Raw genomic sequence first — 17,850 nt, forward strand, 5'->3', positions numbered from 1 at the left:
GGCGTTACTTTATAGAGAGTTGATGGTTGACGTCGATCAAGCCGCGCGATGCCAGCCACGTCCAAGCGTCCGCGGCATCCTGCTCCACATAGGCCTGTGCGCTTCCCAAGCGGAAGGTGTAACCCCAGGCGTCCATGTCGGCCAAGATGCGGTGGCGTCCTACGCCGGGCAGGGCGTCCGCCAACAGCGCTTGAAGCACGCACACCGCGTTTTCCTCGTCGATGGAGTCCGTGGCATCGGTATGAACACCGGCGCGCTTTTCCGGTGGCAATACAATCAGATGGCCTGCTTCGTGCAAGACGGAGTGTACGGGCGTGTCGGCGCGAACATAGACGTCGTGGCCGATGATGCCCGCTTCGTCGTCACCCCAATAGCTGCCGGGGATGGGGTCGCCGTCTGCAATCAGACGAAGCTGCAGGTCGTAGCGCAGTAACAATGCAGACAGTGCGGCAAAATCAATTTGCCGCACCCGGAGAACATCGTCTGCACGCATGGCGACGGGATCAGTCTTCTTTCGTTTCCGGCAGCTCGATCGAAATATCGAGCACGTCGTAATCGCCGTGTTTTTCCTTGGTGACCGAAATCGCACTGTCCGGAATGTGGAAGTGCTTTTGAATCAGAGCCATCAACTCGACTTTGAATTCCGGCGGAATTTCGAGGTCGTGCGGATCACGTGAATCACGTTGTTGGGCAATGATGAATTGCAAACGGCTTTTTGCTTCAAGCGCAGTGTCTTTGCGGGGCTTGAGGAAGTCGAACAAACCCATCATCAACCTCCGAACATCTTGCTGAAGAAGCCTTTTTTCTCGGCTTGCAGGAAGCGCATCGGACGCGATTCACCCATCAGGCGGGCGACGGCATCGTCATAGGCGATGGCGGCATCGGAGTTGTTTTCCAAGATGACCGGTTCGCCTTTGTTGGAGGCATTCAAGACATCGGTGGATTCGGGAATGACGCCGATCGCCTTCAAGCCGAGCACTTCTTCCACGTCATTGATGCCGAGCATCTCGCCCTTTTCGACGCGCGCCGGGCTATAGCGTGTCAACAGCAGAAACTCTTCGACACGTCCGCCGTCGATCGCTTTCTTGGTCTTCGATGCCAGAAGACCGAGGATGCGGTCCGAGTCCCGTACAGAGGACACTTCCGGATTGACAACGACGACCGCTTTGTCGGCGTAATACATGGCAAGAAACGCGCCCTTTTCAATGCCGGCCGGCGAATCGCACACGATGTAATCGAAGCCCTCGGCCTTCAAATCATTCAATACGCGCTCGACACCTTCCTGGGTCAGGGCATCTTTGTCGCGGGTTTGCGAGGCGGCCAACACATGGAGCGTATCGAAGCGTTTGTCTTTGATCAGCGCTTGTTTGAGCGTCGCTTCGCCGGTCACGACATTGACGAAGTCGTAAACCACGCGCCGTTCGCAACCCATGATGAGGTCAAGATTGCGCAGGCCGACGTCGAAGTCGATCACGGCGACTTTCTTGCCGCGGCGGGCCAAGCCCGTTGCAATGCTTGCGCTGGAGGTCGTCTTACCGACGCCGCCTTTGCCGGATGTCACGACGATGATTTCGGTCAAGTTGCAGTCTCCTGTTCGTGCTGCGCTTCAGAGCGCGGCGATTTGAATTTTGTCGTTTTCCAGCCACACTTGAACGGCTTTACCGATCAGTGTTTCCGGCACTTCGTCCAACACTATATAGTGCCCGGCGATGGCCACGAGCTGGGCATTGAATTCGTTGCAAAAGATGCGTGCCGAAGTGTCGCCACGCGCACCGGCCAAAGCACGACCGCGCAAGGGGCCGTAGACGTGCACCGAGCCATCTGCCATCACCTCGGCATCCATGCTGATCGTGCCCACGACAGTGAGGTCGCGGTGCTCGGCATACACCTGCTGCCCGGAACGGACAGGGTGGGTGATGACCAGACCTTCCTGAGAGGTTTTGGACGCTGCCGCAGACGGGGCAGTCACCGGATTAGCGGCGACCGGCGCCGACGCCGACTTTGGTGCCGGTGAAGGTGCGGGTGGCACGTCGGGCTCGCCACCCGCGCGTTCATAACTGGCGCGGAATTTCGCCAGCGTCGGCAAGCCCAAAGCTTGCGCCAGCGCGTCGTTTTCAGGGCTGCCGTAGGCGATGGCGACCGGGCGGACCCCTTCGCGACGGAGCGCTTCGATGAGGGCGCCGGCTTGCTCGACACTGGGCAGCTCGGCAAGACCGCCGAAATCCACAATGACCGCGCCGCGTTCAAACAGTTTGGGCGCCCGTTGGACGCGATCACGCATTTCCAGCGCGAGTTTCTCGATATCGAAGGTACGCAGCCTGAGGTTCGCAATCCCGACTTGGCCGATTTTGACGTCGCCCGCGAGCGAATAATCAGGCAATGTCATCGGGTACCGGTTCCTTTCGTGCGTTTGTCGATCCACTCGGTGCGGGGATGGCCCACCCACGGCAAATCGGGGAGATTCTTGCCATAAGTATCGGCGATCCACGCGTGGCTACACATGTTTTTGACCAACATGGCCGCGCGGGTGCGCTCGTTTTGCGGGCACTGACCGATCTCTTGGAATTCCAAACTGCCGTGGAAGAGCAAGGCGCGGTTGAAGCCTTCTACGAGGAATACTTCGCAGGCCAACACCGGGTAGCGCATTTCGGCATAGGTTTGCACGTCGGCATAAAAAACATGACCGGTGCCTTTGCCCCGCTGCGCGCGATCGACAACGATGCGGTCGATATACAAGAAGGGTTCGTCAATGTTTTGCTGGAACCAGCCGAAGTTGTCGCTGTCGTGGCGTGCGTCATATCCGAACGCGACCAGGAAGGCGAAGATCTCTCCGTCCTTTTCTGCAACACGAAAGTATTCGGCCCCGGAATGAAACCGGCGGAGTCGATCCAGATCCAAAGCATTGATGGAAGGGCCTGCTGCTGCGTTGTTCAGTTCAAGAACGCGAACCAACTCATGTTCTTGCACGTCGCGAATGACAAGCGACATTCCACACTCCGTTTGAAAAGCGAAAAGCCGCCTTTGGCGACTTCCGCACATTATGCCACGCGCGCGCCTCGAAGAATGTTCGCGGGCAACCGGTTCCGTGACTTCCGGCGGGTGATTTGCTTCAGAAATTCCCCGTACCATTGGGCATGATGCGAGAGCTGAACCATATACAACTGCTGCGCTACGTCGGGATGGTGACGTGGGCGCTTGTCGGTTGTTGGCTGCTGAATGCATGGCTGGATCCGGACTACCTCCGCTTGGAGGAAGGGGAGTCCGTATGGAGCCGGATCATGCCTTGGCTGGTCGTCTATTTCACCTTCGGTGTCTGCTACTGGTGGATCACGCGCAGCATCGGGCGCCGGGAGCCCCGCTGGATTGATCATGCCGCACTGTTGGTCATGACCGTTTGCGCCATCGGTGTCAGCTATTTTTCGGCCACGGGTCTCGGAAGTGTCTTGCTGATGGTCATGGCGGCCTTGTTGCCGTGGATTTTGAGCGTCCGGGTGGGATTGGTCTGGATGCTGGCCGGCAACCTGGCGTTCGTGCCGCTTTTCGTCATGGCGATGAATTACTCCCCCATCTTGGCGGTCATTCAGGCCTTGCTGTATGTGGGGTTCTCGGGTTTGGTGTTTGTCACCGCGTTTGTTGCGATGCAACAGGCCACGGCCCGGGAAGAACAGCGGCGCCTGAATTCCGAGCTCCGGGCCACGCGGGCGTTGTTGGCAGAAAGCGCGCGCGTCAACGAGCGCACCCGAATTTCCCGTGAGTTGCATGATTTGCTCGGTCATCACCTCACCGCGCTGAGCTTGAATCTCGAAGTGGCCGGACATTTGGCCGACGGGAAAACCCGGGACCACGTCAAACAAGCGCACACGCTGGCGAAATTGCTGTTGACCGATGTGCGCGAAGCGGTCAGCAACATGCGTGAAAACGGCGGCATCGATCTCGCGACGGCGCTGCGGCCGCTCGCGGAGAATGTCCCCGGCTTGTCGGTCGAACTCGACGTGCAGGAGGCGCTCCGGGTGGAAGATCCGGATCTGGCCCACGTGATCCTGCGCACCACACAAGAGATCATCACCAATGCCGTCCGACATGCCGGGGCTTCCGTCTTGCATATTTCCGTGCAAGTGCGCGAAGGCCATATTCACTTGACCGCCCGCGACAACGGCCAAGGTGCCGATTTGGTGACCGCCGGCAACGGTCTGTCCGGGATGCGGGAACGCATCAAAGCGCAGGACGGCAAGCTCGACATCCAAACCGCGCCGGGCCAAGGCTTTGCGCTCATCGTTACATTACCGCTTCAGGCCATGACCGCTTGAAACACAGGAGAATCGCGTGATCAAAATCATGCTCGTGGATGACCAAACCCTTGTCCGTCAGGGCATCCGTTCTTTGTTGTCTTTGCCTGAAGCGGAAGGCATTGAAGTCGTGGCCGAGGCGACGGACGGCAAGCAAGCCATCGAGATGATCCCTGATGTCAGCCCGGATGTCGTGCTGATGGACATGCGCATGCCGGTGTTGTCAGGTCTCGAGGCCATCCAGTCGCTGTCGCGGCTCGGCATGTTGCCGCCCACCATCATCTTGACCACCTTCGATGACGACCAACTGGTCTTGGCCGGTATCAAAGCCGGGGCACGCGGATTCTTGTTGAAAGACGTCTCGCTAGAGCAATTGGTGGGTGCAATCCGGACCGTGGCCAGTGGCGGCTCCTTGGTTCAGCCGACAGTTACGCAAAAGCTCCTGTCGGGGCTTGAGCACATGCAGACCGGGTTTGCCAGCTTGGACAAACCGGACCCGCTGACCGAACGGGAAACCGAGATCCTCCGGTTCATGGCGGGCGGGTTTTCCAACAAGGAAATCGCCAACTCCTTGGGTGTTGCCGAAGGGACGATCAAGAATCACGTGTCGAATATCCTGTCCAAATTGGGCGTACGTGATCGTACGCGTGCCGTTCTCAAGGCCCTGGAAGCCAAATTGGTCTGAAGATTCGACGGCCTTCGCGGTTTCCCCCATTTCGCTTAAACAGGGCATTTGCTACGATGCCTGTTTCCTGCCCTTGGCAGCCGGATGGTTGCCCCCGGAGATTTGCTGAATGAAGCTGTTCAAAGAACTAATGGTGTCGGTTGCTATCGTGGCCGTGTTCTTCCTTTTGATGGGCGTCGTGCTTCCTTCGAAGCGCCACATTGAAGAGACCGTCGACACCAATCGCAATACGACTGTCGTCTATGACATGTTGAACGGTTTCGGCCGCTTCAAGGATTGGAACGCGGTGTTCATGCGTGATCCGGCCGCGCAGTACAAGATTTCCGGTCCGGCCGAAGGCAAGGGCGCAAAAATCGAGTACACCTCCAAAGTGCGTGAAGTCGGCAAGGGCAGCTGGACCATCACCGGTAACGAACCGGGCAAGCGCATTGATTTCGCGCTGGTGAACGAAGATATGGGCAACAACAAGAAGTCTTCGTTCATCCTGACGCCGAACGAAAACGGTCGCAAAGTTGAAATCAAGCAAACCTACGATGTCGAATACGGCTTCAACCTGATCGGTCGCTACGCCGGTATGTACGCAAAGAGCTACATGGGCGAAGACATGAAGATGGGTCTGCGCAAGTTGACCAGCTTGTTGTCTGACATCCCGAACATGCCGTACGACCGCATGACCGTTCCGTTGGCTCCGCCGAAAGTGGTTGAACTGCCGGCCGAAGACGTGCTGGTGATCAGCTCGGGCACGTTGAACAACGACATCTCCGATGTCTGGCTGTCGGTTAAGAAGAACCAGGAATGGATTTCGCGCACGCTCGCCGCCAATGGTCTGCAAGCAGCCGGTCCTTATCGCTTGGTCACCACCGACTACAACTCGGCCAACTACGGCTACGATCTGGTTCAACCGGTGACCAAGGCCGGCGTGCAACCGGGTCAAATCCCGACCATGAGCGTCGCTGCACCGGTGAAGTTCCTCAAGATTCCGGCGCGTCGCGCCACCATGACCTCGATTGCCAACGCAGATTTCAACTCGTTGCAGCTGACGCGTGAATCTCTGCGCGCTTGGACCATGGTGCGTGGCATGGAGATTGCCGACCGTCCGTTTGACGTGTACAAGAGCGGAACGGATCTGTCGTTCACTGCAGGCTCGGCACAGTTCGATACCTACTGGCCGATCAAGAAGTGATCTGACAACACTGTTGAAGCAAACGCCGCGATTTTCGCGGCGTTTGTATTTGGAGGACACGATGAGTCACGTCACACAACTGGAAGCCGCACGGCGCGCCGTGAGAATGCAGCGTGTATTGGGTGGCAGCGGGGCAGTACTGGCCTTGTGTGCGGTGGCACTCTCCGCGGTGATCGCGCATGCGGGGAAATTGCAAGGCACGGATATCGAGCATGTGCGCGCAAGTGCGATGAATGCCGCGACCTTCATGCTGTTGCATGGCGCCGTCGCGACCGCGCTGGCGATGCAGGCGGTGATTCCCAATGATCGCTATGCGTTGATGTTGATGTTGGTCGGTACCGTGTTGTTCTCGGGTTCTGTCATTGCCGGGGCGCTGTTGGGTCTCTCGACGGTTTTGGCACCCTTGGGTGGCTCGATGTTGATGCTCGCTTGGGCTTGGGTAGCGATCAACCGGTTTTGGCGATGAGCGCTGTGCGCCACGTGCGTGGGTATGATGCCGCGCAGGCCAACCGGGTACTGACCAAGCGAGACCCTGCATTGGGTCGCTGGATCAAGCGCGTTGGGGCTTTGGGTAATAACCCGGGCTGGAAAAAACCGTTCGATCCGGTGGATGCGCTGGCACGCGCCATTTTGTATCAACAGCTCTCCGGCAAAGCTGCAGGCACCATTGTCGGAAGGTTGGAAAACGCTATCGGCAGCACACGACTGCATTGCGACACTCTGTCCACGATTGACGACGCGGGGATGCGTGCCTGCGGTGTTTCGGGAAACAAAACCCTTGCGCTGCGTGACCTGATGCGGCGGGAGCAGGATGGCGAGATTCCGACAACGCGTCGTATGGCGACCATGGGCAATGACGACATCATCGCCGCCTTGGTGCCGGTGCGCGGGATAGGGCGCTGGACTGTGGAAATGATGCTGATGTCCAGACTCGGCCGTCAGGATGTGTTGCCCGTCGATGATTTGGGCATTCGCCGCGGCATCCAGATATTGCGCGAATTGCCCGACATGCCCAAGCCGAAAGAAGCGGCGCTCTTGGGTGAAATCTGGGGCCCTTGGCGCACGCAAGCGTCGTTCTATTTATGGCGAATTTCTGACTTCAAGCAAGCCGACGCTGTACCGGTGAAACGCTCGCAAAGCTGATCATCCGATGTAATACCAATGCCATGGCTCGTAGACGATGCCATGAGGGTTATTGCGCGGATAGCTCAATCGAAAGCCGAATGTAGGCGCGTGCGTTGACAGCCATTGGAAAGCATCGGTGCGCTCGAAACTTTCTTCCGCAGCCGGCTCACCCAGGCTAGAGATATCCAACGCGCGACCAGAGTGATGTTCGGAATAACCGGGCGCAGCATTGACGCGGAGAATGTCTTCAACGGGTTGGCCGCGCCCCAACTTGCGTTCAAAAATGCGCAGCTGATAATCGTGACCGCGATAGCCGGAGACTGCCTCAAGATGGACGTCGTCCCGCCGTGCGGCCACACCCATTTGATGCCATGCGCGCGCCGTATCACGCGTCAACCAAAGCGGACGTTGATAGCGATCCCATCCGGCGAAGTCGAGCGTGGCGGGTTCAGCGATGAGGTGCAACCCGGTGCGGTGAGCGTAGTCCTCGGACGACAATCCGAGCATGCGTAGTCGCTGCTCGAGACCGGCGAGTGGGAGCGTATGACCCGTCGATCTGCCAGCGGCTTGAATCTGTTTCGCAAACTTTTCCAACGCCAGCACTTCGGATGCGCGCATGGGCGCCAATCGCTGCATTTGTCCGCGCGTATCGACGGCCGCAAGAAAACGACCATCGCGCTTTCGTTTCAACAGCCAAGTTGAGAGCGCGAGGGCTCGTGCGTGCGACGATGCACTGGCTCGTGCAAGGCGCGCGGGCAGTGCTTCAAACGATACGTGGTTATGCAGTTTCAAGGTCGACATGCATTCAATGTCGCTTGATCCAGGCGACGATGTCGTTGATCATCGCGGCGTCCACGTGGCCGGGCGCCGAGTATTCAGCGGCATTCGGCTCGCCGGTGCCGGTAATGCCCAAGTGATTGAGCGTGGGATAGCGTTTCATTTCGATGCGCTTATCGCCGCGGAGGTTTTTTTGCCAAAGCTGCCAATCGGTGTCGCTGACTTGGAAATCACGACCGCCGTGCAGCAACAGCACAGGCAATTTGGACGCGCGGGTGTCTTTCACTGGGTCGACTGTATCCACACTGCGCCAGTAGTCGGCGGTTTGCCCCATGAGGGACGGTCCTCGGTAACCCGGATCCCGAAACATCTTGATGGCGGCTTCCAATAGCCGGATGTTCTCTTCCGTTTTTTCAGCGGGCACTTTGCCCGTCTTGCCCATGAAGCGCATTTGCTCAGGCAAGACTTCCACCAGCTTTCGTGCAGGTCCGGACCATTGAATCAATCCGGCGACTTGGCCATCACGCTGCCCGATTCTCGGCGCGAGCATCGCCCCTTGGCTATGGCCCAAAACAAACAGGCGTTTCTTATCGATGCCGGGCTGCGCGCGAAGTGTCGCAAGGGCCATCACCGCATCATCTGTTGTTTCGCTGTCGATGGTCACCGGATGCGATGCATACCATTCGGGCATGGCTTTGCTGCGCTTTTCGTAACGCAGTACGGCAATCCCTTGGTCGGCCAAAGCACGCGCCACGTCCAAAAACGGGCGGTTGGCGCCGACGGTTTCGTTGCGGTCTTGCGGACCTGAGCCGTGCACCAAGACGACCCCCGGAAAGGGCCCAGTTCCCTTGGGCATCGCCAAGGTCGCGGGAAGGGCGTCTGCGCCAGATCCAACCGTCAGTTCACGTTCGCTGAAATGCGCATTGGCAGGAACGGCTTGAACCGGTGCACGGGCTTGCTGGGGTTGAATGAAGAGCCCTTCGACTTTTCCTTGGGCATCAATCGACACCGTCGCTTGCCAGTCTTGATTCCCGCGGTGCATGGGCACCAAGGCAATTTGGCTGGTGTTTTTTTGAACGAGTCGGATATCACCGCGCGTCCCGGCGCCCGCCATCGAGCCCCAAGCGGCTTTCATTTTGTCGAGCGGCACCGCGGTTTTCATGGATTCTGAAAACATGGCCTCGGCTTGCTCGAAGCGGCCGGCATCCAAGTGATCAAGCAGGGTGGTGCTGATCGCTTTCGCCCGCTCGGGCGCCACTTGCGCCGTGGCTGTGGTCGCCACAAAAGCCGCGCAGACGATGGGAAGGAGGCGTTTCATGTCAAGCCTCGCGCTTGAAGAAAGCGTACATCGGTGCGGCCAGTCCATGGCTGACGACATTCACCAGTTCCCAGCCTTGTGCGCCCATCTTGTTGATTTGTTCCTGCATGACCGGGGCTTTCATCCGGCCCCAAACGTCGGGCTTGATTTCAACGACTTGAAACGTCCAGCGTGTGCTCATTGTGAATCCTCCTGGTTGACGGGTCGCACGTCCGGCTTGGGCAGGCGACCGTTTTTACGCAAGGCATCACGCAACAGATACTCGATCTGCGCGTTCAGACTGCGGATTTCATCATCCGCCCAGCGCTGCGTCGCCGCCATGATTTCGGCATTGATGCGCAGCGGAAAGGCCTTTTTCTCACTCATTGCAATCAGTACAAGGAACCGGCGTTGACGATGGGTTGGGTCGAGCGTTCACCACACAACACCACCAGCAGATTGCTGACCATTTGTGCTTTGCGCTCTTCGTCCAAAGTCACCACGCCGTTCTTTTGAAGCTCCTGCAAAGCCATCTCCACCATGCCGACGGCACCGGCGACGATGCGGGTGCGTGCCGCAATGATGGCGTTGGCCTGTTGACGCTGCAGCATGGCTTGGGCGATTTCGGGTGCATAGGCCAAGTGGCTGATACGTGCGTCGAGCACTTGCACACCGGCATCGGCCAGACGTTCTTGCAGTTCTTTCTTCAAGTGTTCGCCGATTTCCGTCGCATGGCTGCGCAACGACAATTGGCCTTCTTCGTGTTGGTCGTACGGATAGCTGGTGGCCATCGCGCGCAGTGCGGACTCGGACTGGATGTGCACGAAGGTCTCGTATTCGTCCACGTTGTAAACCGCTTCGGAAGCATCCACGACTTGCCAAACAATGACCGAGGCGATTTCGATGGGCGAGCCGTCCAACTCATTGACTTTCAACTTGCCGCTCTCGAAATTGCGGACCCGCTGGCTCACTTTGCGCTTGGCATAGAACGGATTGTTCCAGCGCAAACCGTTGGCCTTGACCGTGCCGACGTATTTGCCGAACAGGCTCAAAACGACCGATTGGTTCGGCTCGACTTTGTAGAGACCGATCAAGCTCAGGAACGACAGCGTGGCAAGCACGATGCCGCCGAAGACTTTGGCGAGCGAATTGACGCCGGCATTGTCCGGATCCGGACCGATGCCGGTGACGAACATCCAAGCCGACACGATGGCCAAGACCAGGACGCACAGGAGGAAGGGGATGCCCGGGAGGGAGCCGATTTCGCGTTCTTTCATGAGTTTTCTCCGTTGATGTTCAAATGATATCAAAATGATATCTGATGAGCAAGTCTAACCCCAGGGCCCGTCACGGCGCCGTATTTCAGGGGTGGAGGCGGTAAATCAGGGTGGGCGAAATCTCGCCGCTGACATAGAGCGACTGGCCGTCCGTGGCCCAACCCAGGGCTTCCGGCTGAGGCAAGAGCGGCATGGAGAGCTCTTGCGGGGCACGTTGTTCGGTCGCACGCGCCCAAGAGGTCTTGGCTGTGGCACGTTTGTAGAGCAGCAAATGGCGATACGTCAAAACCGCCAACGACAATCCGTCGGGGCTGATATCGGCCGCAGTGACTTGTACCGACAGCTTCGCAAGCTTTGGATTGTTGGCGATGTCTTTCGCGCTGGGACGCGGCACGTGGGGCAGGTTGGCGATCAACTTCGCGGTGACGGTTTCACCGTCCTCGACATCGAGCGGCACCGTGTAGACCAACGGCGGTTGTCGCTTCTTGGTGATCAGCACAACTTCCCGTCGTGTCAGATCGACCGCGACCGCTTCACAGTCACGAGGGCCGTTCGGCCACACGACATCGACGATCCGGGCCGGTTTGAGCACGCCGGGCTTGTCGCCCAAAGAGGGCTCTTCGATAAACAACAGCCGGACGCGCTTGCGAATTCCGCCGTTGTCACCGGTGTCGGCCACCAGGAGCCAGTTTTTACCGTGATCGCTGAAGCTCGCGATGTCTTCCCAATCCTTTTTGTCGGCGCCCTCGACATGCCAGGTGCCGATGTCACTTCCACCGGGTGTGATGGCGTAAAGGTTGGGCGGATTGCCGCTGTCATCAAGCACCCACAACCGGTTCGGATCCAGTCGTGAAGCAGCGATGCCGCTGGTTTCATCCAAGGCTTTGTTGGTCGAAATCCCGACGAGCTGTACACCGTCGCCCACGGGCACGCCTTGCTTGCACGCAACCAACAATCCCAAAGAAACGGTGGAGACAAAAAGCAGACGACGCATCCCCCAAAGCATGACAGAAGCGATGTCGGAACGGTATCCAAACGCTAAACTTGTGGCACATTCCCAGGTGGCTTTTTATGGTCGATATCAAGACTCCGCTGACCACGTCAGCCTTTCGCGTCATGTTGTTGGGCAGTGGTGAGCTGGGCAAGGAAGTTGCCATTGAATTGCAGCGCTTTGGCGTCGAGACGATTGCCGTCGATCGCTATGCCAATGCACCGGCCATGCAAGTGGCGCATCGCAGTCATGTGATCGATATGTTGGACGGGAACGCCCTACGCACCCTGATCGAAGCCGAACAGCCCGACTTGGTGGTGCCCGAGATCGAAGCGATCCATACACCGACGCTCGAAGCGATGGAGCAGGAATTCGGATTGCGGGTCGTGCCCACGGCGCGCGCCACGCGACTCACGATGGATCGCGAAGGTATACGCACATTGGCTGCTGTCGAACTGGGTGTGCCGACGTCGCCGTTTGCGTTCGTCGAGAATGTCGAAGATTTCAAGGCCGCCGTCACTCGCATCGGGTTGCCCTGCGTGGTGAAGCCGGTCATGTCTTCGTCGGGCAAAGGACAATCCACCATCAAGCACACCGATGACATTCAAAAGGCATGGGACTACGCGCAGTCCGGAGGACGTGCGGGCGCAGGGCGGGTCATAGTCGAGGGTTTCATTGATTTCGACTACGAGATCACGCTCCTGACCGTGCGCCATGCCGGCGGAACGGCGTTTTGCGCGCCCATCGGGCATTTGCAACAAGACGGCGACTACATCGAGTCTTGGCAGCCGCAGCCGATGCCGCCCCTGGCGCTTGCCCGCGCGCGTGAGATGGCGGATAAAGTCGCCACCGCATTGGGCGGGCATGGCGTCTTCGGCATGGAGTTCTTCGTCAAGGGCGATGACGTTTGGTTCTCGGAGGTGTCTCCGCGTCCGCACGACACCGGACTGGTGACGTTGGTGTCGCAGACCTTGAGCGAATTCGCGTTGCATGCGCGCGCCATTCTCGGATTGCCGGTCGGTGCGGATGCGGACGGAAATATTGCGAACCTGGGGCCGGCCGCCAGTGCGGCGTTGCTCGCGCGCGGCCATGGCGTGCCGTGTTTTTCAAATATTGAAGTGGCGTTGAAGGCACCGGATACCGCCTTGCGCCTGTTCGGCAAACCGCGCGTGGAGGGCTATCGTCGCGTCGGAGTCACGTTGGCGCGTGCAGAATCCTGTGACGAGGCACGCGCCATCGCACGGCAAGGTGCGCAAGCCATTGCCATCGAATTCAAAGACAGCTGAGGAGTCCCAGTGACCACGTCCGGATATATCGTCTACTTGTTTCCGCCGGCCATCGAGGCCTTGGGCGCGCCGGCGTTGCCGCTGATGCAAAAGGGTGAGGGCGAAGGTGCGGAGCACTTCTTCGTTTGCAAAGAAGTCGATACCGCAGGCGCGCTCGTTGAACTGACCATCGAAGGCAAAGACGCAAACGGTCAAGTCACCGACATTGAACTCATGATTCCGATGAACATGGTGCGCATGATCGTTTCCGCACACGGTGACGGCGCCGGATTCGGCTTCCGGGTGCGCACGCCCGAAGAAATGGCCACCGCACCCGCCAATCTCAGCCTTTGATAGATCGACGTCGCCTTACTTGGGCAGCGGCGTTCGGATGTCCAGCCAGACCATGTGGTGATCACTGGCGCCGACCCATTGGGATTTGGGATTGGGCGCCACGGGCCAGAACACGCCTGACCGCAAAACATCGAAGTCTGCGGAAGGCAACACATAATCCACCCGCAACGTCCCGACTGTCGGACCGAAGTCTGCGGTGTGCGTGCGTACATTGCCGGCGCGGGTGCGCGCGTACTTGAGGGCGGTATTTGCGCCCCCATCGCTTTCCGGTGCGGCGTATTTGGCAACGCGCGGGTGCGCAATCAAGTTCGCAATGCCGGCATGCTCGCCGTCACCATCCTGAGGGTCGGCATTCAAATCGCCCAAGATCACGAAACTTTCCTGCGGCTTCAAGCCGCCACACTGACCGCCGTCGTCGCACAGCCAACGGGCGTCCGGCGCGGACAGATAGGCGTTCCAAAGATCCAATTCGGCCTTGTTGCGCAGACCGTTGCGGTTTTCAGCTCCGTCAAATGACGGCGGCGTGGGATGCGATGCCAGCACGTGGATTTCACCTTGCGGTGTTTGCACCGGCACATCCCAGTGCGATTTTGATGAAACCGGCATCTTCTGCCATGCCGCCGTGGCAAACCAGGGTTGCCCGGTCGCAATGATGACCGGCGCTTTCGCATCCGGCATCGTTGACCATTTCAGGTGCTTGAAGCTACGAATCCGCGCCGCATCAATCGGGTATCTCGACAGGAGCAACATGCCGTATTGACCGGGATACAGACCAAATCCCCACGCGTCATTGCCGTATGCGCGGCCGGACTTGCCGATGCTGCCGTCACGGTCCAGATCGAATCCACTGGCAACGCCGGTATTGACCGCGGCCAAATATCGATACGGATAGTGGATCGCTTTTTCGCCCAGCTGCGGCTGCTCCAAATAGCGGCGTTGGAACAGGTCGGCCGCGCGCCCCTCCGCGTCGTAATCGAATTCGTTCAAGAGCACGATGTCCGGACGAACGTTTTGAATCACGGCGGCGATTCGACGTGCGTTCAAATCGTCCTTCTCGAGACGCTTGACGAGCTCGCCGGCGGCGTTGCCATGCAGCGAGACGTTGTAGGTCGCAATCCGTACCGGCGGCATCGCCGCCTTGAATGCGCGCACCACGGTCTTCGGCATCCGCTCCGCCGCCAATGTCGGGTCGCCATGTACGACGATGCGCAAACAACCGGCGGTCAGGGCGGCGGCGCAACCGAGCAGCGCTATCGCGAATGGTTTGTTCATGTACCTGCCTCCGGGTCCAAGTCCCGCCATTGTCCCTGTTCGATGGTTTCCAGTGGCTTGAATCGTCGCTTGTAGTCCATCTTCGGATGGCCGGCAATCCAATAGCCCAAGTACACATGCGGCAATCCTTCCCGGCGCGCCCATGCGAGTTGCTCAAGGATGCCGAAGGTGCCGAGGCTTCGATAGCGCTCGGCCGGATCAAAAAAGGTATAGACCGCAGACAGTCCTTCTTCGCAAACATCGGTCACAGCGACACCCAACAACCGGCCGGCCTGCGCCCCTTCTGCCAAGCGCATCTCGATGAAACGTGTCTGTGCGAAGTCACTCACCATGAAACGGTCGAAGTCGATTTCAACGTGGTCGTCCATGCCGCCGTCTTTGTGGCGCGCCTGCAGATACCGGTGATAAAGATCGAATTGTTCGTCGGTTCGTTCTGCGGCAACAACCCGCACTTGGATATCTGCGTTGCGTTTCAGACAGCGGCGTTGTGCACGGTCGGGCTCGAAGCGCGCCACAGGAATGCGTACGGCCTTGCATTCGCGACATGTGACACAGTCTGGGCGATACACCATGTCGCCGGAGCGTCGAAACCCCCAGGACAGGGCCAGCGGATAAATCGCATCCAGCCGGGGCTCGCGCGGATCCAAAAGCAAATCGCGCGCAAAACGATCCTTCCAGTATCCGCAGGTGTGGAAACCGGTGCGGTAGATCCGCAATTCATCGTCGACGGCCATAAATGGATTCTCGCATTCCGGCGCGAGACGACGCCAGCCGCTGCAACCGTTCATGAATGCGTCGGTCGGAGGGTCAACCGTGCGAATGGTCCGGACGTTGATGCCTGTGTGGACACGCCACCAGACCAAAGGAAACCAACATGAAACGTGCACTACTGATGATCCCCGCAGTGCTGATTGCGGGTGCCGCGCTCGCGGCCGGTCAAGCTGCAACCCAAGCCAGCGCGCCGATGCGCGACGGCCAAGTGCGTCAAGACCGCATGTCGAAGCTCGATACCAACAAAGACGGCAAATTGAGCAAGGCGGAAGTCGCCGCCAATCCGCGCATGGCTGCCGGTTTTGACAAGATGGATGTCAATAAAGACGGCTACATCGACGCCACCGATCGCGCCGCCATGAAAAAACAATTCGAAGCCAAACGCGCGCAAATGCAGCAACAGCATTTCGCCGAAGTCGACAGCAACAAAGACGGCAAAATCAGCAAGGCTGAAATGCAATCATTCCATACCCGCAAGCAAGCCGAGCGTGCGCAAAAGCAAGCTAGTCGCCAAGACGAAATGTTTGCGCGCATGGATACCAACAAGGACGGCAGCATTTCTATGGAAGAAATGAAGGCCGGTCACATGGGTGGCAAAGGACGTATGGGCAAACATCGTGGCATGCATGACATGCACGGCAAGCCCGGCATGATGTCGCAGCCGACGAAGTAATTTTTGTCGTCAGCGGAAAATCAGCATCAGTGCAATCGCAATGACGCAGGCGAACAAAAAGGCGATTTTGAGCTTCAACGCGCGTTGTTCCGGTGTCTTCGGTGTTTCGGGTGCTGAGGTTCCGGCAAACGCGGCCGGCACATAAGCCGGCCGCGTTGTTTCAAGCAGACCGGCTTCACGTAGGATTTCGCGCGCCTTCGGCAGGTCTTCACTCTTCACCACCCACAGTTCGGCCTGCGGTGTGTGGTCTTGTCCTTCGCGATAGCTGAAGGCATGGCGGTGGTTGCCTTTGTAGCTGCGACCGTTGTACGTGCGGGTTTCGATCCCGGCGTCTTCCAAGAGCTTTGCCACGCCTTCGACATTTTCCAATCGACGACTCGAGAATACTTGGCGCATATCAGCCCTCCGTCGGCATGACGCGAATCATGCCTTCCTGGGCCGTGCTTGCGACCAATCGTCCGGCTTGGTCGTAAATCAGACCGCGTGCCAGCCCGCGTGCGTTCTGTGCACTGGGGCTGTCAATCGAATACAGCAACCACTCGTCGGCGCGGAAAGGGCGATGGAACCAGATGGCGTGATCCAACGAAGCCATTTGGACGTTGGGCTGGTAATAGCTGATGCCATGCGGGAAGTTGGCCGTGCCGAGCAAATGGAAATCCGATGCGTAGGCGAGCAGGGCGCGATGCAGTTCGGGTTCGTCGGGCACGCGCGTGTTGAGTTTGAACCACACCTGCTGAAACGGTGGACGCTTGGGTGGATTCAGTTCGTCGCGCGGGTAGACAGGGCGGAATTCGAACGGCCCGGCGCGATCCAACCAGCGTTGGACCTTGGTGGGCAGCGTCGCCATCACTTCGGCGGAAATTGGCGCGGGCGGTGCAATGTCGTCAGGCTGCGGTACTTCCGGCATCGACAGCTGGTGCGTGCCACCTTCTTCCTCATGCTGGAAAGAGGCAGCTGCAAAGAAAATCACTTGGCCGTGTTGGATGGCCGTCACCCGCCGAACCGAGAAACTGCCGCCATCGCGTGTGCGATCCACGGTGTAGAGAATCGGGGCGTCGATATCGCCGGCGCGTAGAAAGTACGCATGCAACGAATGCGCTGCGCGCGGAGAGCGGCTCGGATCCATACTCATTTGCGCGGCGGACAAGGCTTGCCCCAGTACCTGGCCGCCAAAGACGTATTTGGTACCGATGTCGCGGCTTTGTCCGCGGAAGATGTTGTCTTCCAAGCGCTCGAGGGTGAGCAGTTCGACCAGTTCAGAGACGGCAGGGCTCATTTCAAATTCGCGAATTTTTAGACTCGCTATTATAGCGGCCGGGCGCTATCCAGCCGGGTCAATCGGGTCTTGTCGAGCACCTGTTGCCACGGGAAATGCGGGCCCGGGTCGAGCTTGCGTTGCACCTCAATGTCAGGGTTGTCTTCCGCAGGCACGCGGGTCAGGTCCAAATCCTCATGGCCGGCGATGTGGCGCAGCGAGGGGACGCGCACCGTCAAAAAGCCGAGCAAGCCTTCCAGCGCCGACAGTTGTGCCGGCGTATACGCCGCAGCCATTGTCTGGTGGCGGGAATGAAGCCAATTCGGATAGCGACCGATGTTCACCAATTCAATCCCGATGGACTGCGCGTTGAAATTGCGCGTGTGATGCGCAACTCGATCCAACGGCACCCACTGATGCACACTGCCGTCCAGATCAATATAAAAATGCCCGCTGTTGCCGGTTTGGCTTTCGGTGTAGTGAATCCGCTCACCGAATTCGCGCGCCGTGGCCAAATCGGGCAATTCCGTGCAATGCATCACCACTAAGCTCACCGCGTCCAGCGCACGAATCTCCAGATTGTGCGCATAGGGCAGGGGCAAACGCTGGATATCAGGGCAGTCTGGCATAGCTGGATGC

24 protein-coding genes are annotated in these 17,850 nt (G+C 58.6%); 8 read left to right on the forward strand and 16 right to left on the reverse strand.

Translation table 11 applies throughout. The annotated features are described in order from the left end of the window. Positions 1-4: 4 nt before the first annotated feature. The 5 genes from H8L67_RS04455 to H8L67_RS04475 are packed head-to-tail and all read right to left on the reverse strand — an operon-like array spanning position 5 to position 2,988. Positions 5-493, reverse strand: a complete 489-nt coding sequence (locus H8L67_RS04455; protein ID WP_220380544.1) for a hypothetical protein — start codon at positions 491-493, stop codon at positions 5-7. A gap of 10 nt (positions 494-503) precedes the next feature. Next, complete coding sequence (gene minE, locus H8L67_RS04460; RefSeq protein ID WP_255556042.1) at positions 504-770, reverse strand: cell division topological specificity factor MinE; 267 nt, start codon at positions 768-770, stop codon at positions 504-506. Beyond that, the gene (gene minD / locus H8L67_RS04465) at positions 770-1,579 is read right to left on the reverse strand and encodes a septum site-determining protein MinD (RefSeq protein ID WP_220380545.1); all 810 of its coding nucleotides are present in this window, start codon (positions 1,577-1,579) and stop codon (positions 770-772) included. The genes minE and minD overlap by 1 nt, the downstream gene beginning before the upstream one ends. Before the next feature lie 27 nt (positions 1,580-1,606). Further along, on the reverse strand, positions 1,607-2,386 hold the full coding sequence (minC, locus tag H8L67_RS04470; protein WP_220380546.1) for a septum site-determining protein MinC: 780 nt from the start codon (positions 2,384-2,386) through the stop codon (positions 1,607-1,609). After that, positions 2,383-2,988, reverse strand: a complete 606-nt coding sequence (locus tag H8L67_RS04475) for a GNAT family N-acetyltransferase (RefSeq protein WP_220380547.1) — start codon at positions 2,986-2,988, stop codon at positions 2,383-2,385. The genes minC and H8L67_RS04475 overlap by 4 nt, the downstream gene beginning before the upstream one ends. Positions 2,989-3,134: 146 nt before the next feature. Between H8L67_RS04475 and H8L67_RS04480 the strand changes: the two genes are divergently transcribed. From H8L67_RS04480 to H8L67_RS04500, 5 genes are all read left to right on the forward strand, one after another. After that, the gene (locus H8L67_RS04480; RefSeq protein WP_220380548.1) at positions 3,135-4,307 is read left to right on the forward strand and encodes a sensor histidine kinase; all 1,173 of its coding nucleotides are present in this window, start codon (positions 3,135-3,137) and stop codon (positions 4,305-4,307) included. 16 nt (positions 4,308-4,323) lie between these two features. Next, on the forward strand, positions 4,324-4,971 hold the full coding sequence (locus H8L67_RS04485; RefSeq protein ID WP_220380549.1) for a response regulator: 648 nt from the start codon (positions 4,324-4,326) through the stop codon (positions 4,969-4,971). A 109-nt stretch (positions 4,972-5,080) separates the two neighbouring features. Continuing rightward, positions 5,081-6,154: an SRPBCC family protein gene (locus H8L67_RS04490; protein ID WP_220380550.1), complete on the forward strand. Its 1,074-nt coding sequence runs from the start codon at positions 5,081-5,083 to the stop codon at positions 6,152-6,154. 61 nt (positions 6,155-6,215) lie between these two features. After that, complete coding sequence (locus tag H8L67_RS04495) at positions 6,216-6,620, forward strand: DUF423 domain-containing protein (protein ID WP_220380551.1); 405 nt, start codon at positions 6,216-6,218, stop codon at positions 6,618-6,620. Then, on the forward strand, positions 6,617-7,297 hold the full coding sequence (locus H8L67_RS04500) for a DNA-3-methyladenine glycosylase family protein (protein WP_220380552.1): 681 nt from the start codon (positions 6,617-6,619) through the stop codon (positions 7,295-7,297). The genes H8L67_RS04495 and H8L67_RS04500 overlap by 4 nt, the downstream gene beginning before the upstream one ends. Here H8L67_RS04500 and H8L67_RS04505 read toward each other — a convergent pair whose 3' ends face one another. The 6 genes from H8L67_RS04505 to H8L67_RS04530 form a co-directional block, all read right to left on the reverse strand. Next, positions 7,298-8,080 (reverse strand): M15 family metallopeptidase, encoded by a 783-nt coding sequence (locus tag H8L67_RS04505; RefSeq protein ID WP_220380553.1) that lies wholly within the window; start codon positions 8,078-8,080, stop codon positions 7,298-7,300. A 4-nt stretch (positions 8,081-8,084) separates the two neighbouring features. Continuing rightward, on the reverse strand, positions 8,085-9,374 hold the full coding sequence (locus H8L67_RS04510; protein WP_220380554.1) for an alpha/beta hydrolase: 1,290 nt from the start codon (positions 9,372-9,374) through the stop codon (positions 8,085-8,087). 1 nt (position 9,375) lies between these two features. After that, positions 9,376-9,555 (reverse strand): DUF4177 domain-containing protein, encoded by a 180-nt coding sequence (locus H8L67_RS04515; RefSeq protein WP_220380555.1) that lies wholly within the window; start codon positions 9,553-9,555, stop codon positions 9,376-9,378. Then, positions 9,552-9,740 (reverse strand): type II toxin-antitoxin system antitoxin, encoded by a 189-nt coding sequence (locus tag H8L67_RS04520; protein WP_220380556.1) that lies wholly within the window; start codon positions 9,738-9,740, stop codon positions 9,552-9,554. The genes H8L67_RS04515 and H8L67_RS04520 overlap by 4 nt, the downstream gene beginning before the upstream one ends. A 5-nt stretch (positions 9,741-9,745) precedes the next feature. Beyond that, positions 9,746-10,630 (reverse strand): SPFH domain-containing protein, encoded by an 885-nt coding sequence (locus tag H8L67_RS04525; protein ID WP_220380557.1) that lies wholly within the window; start codon positions 10,628-10,630, stop codon positions 9,746-9,748. A gap of 85 nt (positions 10,631-10,715) precedes the next feature. Further along, on the reverse strand, positions 10,716-11,624 hold the full coding sequence (locus tag H8L67_RS04530; RefSeq protein WP_220380558.1) for a hypothetical protein: 909 nt from the start codon (positions 11,622-11,624) through the stop codon (positions 10,716-10,718). Positions 11,625-11,701: 77 nt separating this feature from the next. Between H8L67_RS04530 and purT the strand changes: the two genes are divergently transcribed. Both purT and H8L67_RS04540 read left to right on the forward strand, forming a co-directional pair. Next, positions 11,702-12,907 carry a formate-dependent phosphoribosylglycinamide formyltransferase gene (purT, locus tag H8L67_RS04535; protein WP_220380559.1) on the forward strand — a complete coding sequence of 402 codons (1,206 nt, stop codon included), beginning with the start codon at positions 11,702-11,704 and terminating at the stop codon, positions 12,905-12,907. 9 nt (positions 12,908-12,916) lie between these two features. Beyond that, positions 12,917-13,240 carry a hypothetical protein gene (locus H8L67_RS04540; RefSeq protein ID WP_220380560.1) on the forward strand — a complete coding sequence of 108 codons (324 nt, stop codon included), beginning with the start codon at positions 12,917-12,919 and terminating at the stop codon, positions 13,238-13,240. A gap of 15 nt (positions 13,241-13,255) precedes the next feature. On the opposite strand, the gene H8L67_RS04545 is transcribed toward H8L67_RS04540, so the two are convergent. Together H8L67_RS04545 and H8L67_RS04550 are read right to left on the reverse strand one after the other, a co-directional pair. Continuing rightward, complete coding sequence (locus H8L67_RS04545; protein WP_220380561.1) at positions 13,256-14,512, reverse strand: endonuclease/exonuclease/phosphatase family protein; 1,257 nt, start codon at positions 14,510-14,512, stop codon at positions 13,256-13,258. Next, on the reverse strand, positions 14,509-15,246 hold the full coding sequence (locus H8L67_RS04550; RefSeq protein ID WP_220380562.1) for an arginyltransferase: 738 nt from the start codon (positions 15,244-15,246) through the stop codon (positions 14,509-14,511). Before H8L67_RS04550 ends, H8L67_RS04545 begins: the two co-directional genes overlap by 4 nt. Positions 15,247-15,386: 140 nt before the next feature. Here H8L67_RS04550 and H8L67_RS04555 point away from each other — a divergent pair, with 140 nt between their 5' ends. Further along, positions 15,387-15,956, forward strand: a complete 570-nt coding sequence (locus tag H8L67_RS04555; RefSeq protein WP_220380563.1) for an EF-hand domain-containing protein — start codon at positions 15,387-15,389, stop codon at positions 15,954-15,956. A gap of 9 nt (positions 15,957-15,965) precedes the next feature. Here the strand turns inward: H8L67_RS04555 and H8L67_RS04560 are convergent, their stop codons facing one another. The 3 genes from H8L67_RS04560 to H8L67_RS04570 are packed head-to-tail and all read right to left on the reverse strand — an operon-like array spanning position 15,966 to position 17,840. Next, the gene (locus tag H8L67_RS04560) at positions 15,966-16,352 is read right to left on the reverse strand and encodes a putative signal transducing protein (RefSeq protein WP_220380564.1); all 387 of its coding nucleotides are present in this window, start codon (positions 16,350-16,352) and stop codon (positions 15,966-15,968) included. 1 nt (position 16,353) lies between these two features. After that, positions 16,354-17,232 (reverse strand): acyl-CoA thioesterase, encoded by an 879-nt coding sequence (locus tag H8L67_RS04565; protein WP_220380565.1) that lies wholly within the window; start codon positions 17,230-17,232, stop codon positions 16,354-16,356. Positions 17,233-17,261: 29 nt separating this feature from the next. After that, positions 17,262-17,840, reverse strand: coding sequence for an N-acetylmuramoyl-L-alanine amidase (locus tag H8L67_RS04570; protein WP_220380566.1), 579 nt, complete (start codon positions 17,838-17,840; stop codon positions 17,262-17,264). Positions 17,841-17,850 lie beyond the last annotated feature (10 nt).

Origin of the sequence: Lysobacter soyae, from assembly GCF_019551435.1 — a bacterium.
In the GTDB taxonomy this organism is placed as follows: Bacteria; Pseudomonadota; Gammaproteobacteria; order Xanthomonadales; family Xanthomonadaceae; genus Solilutibacter; species Solilutibacter soyae.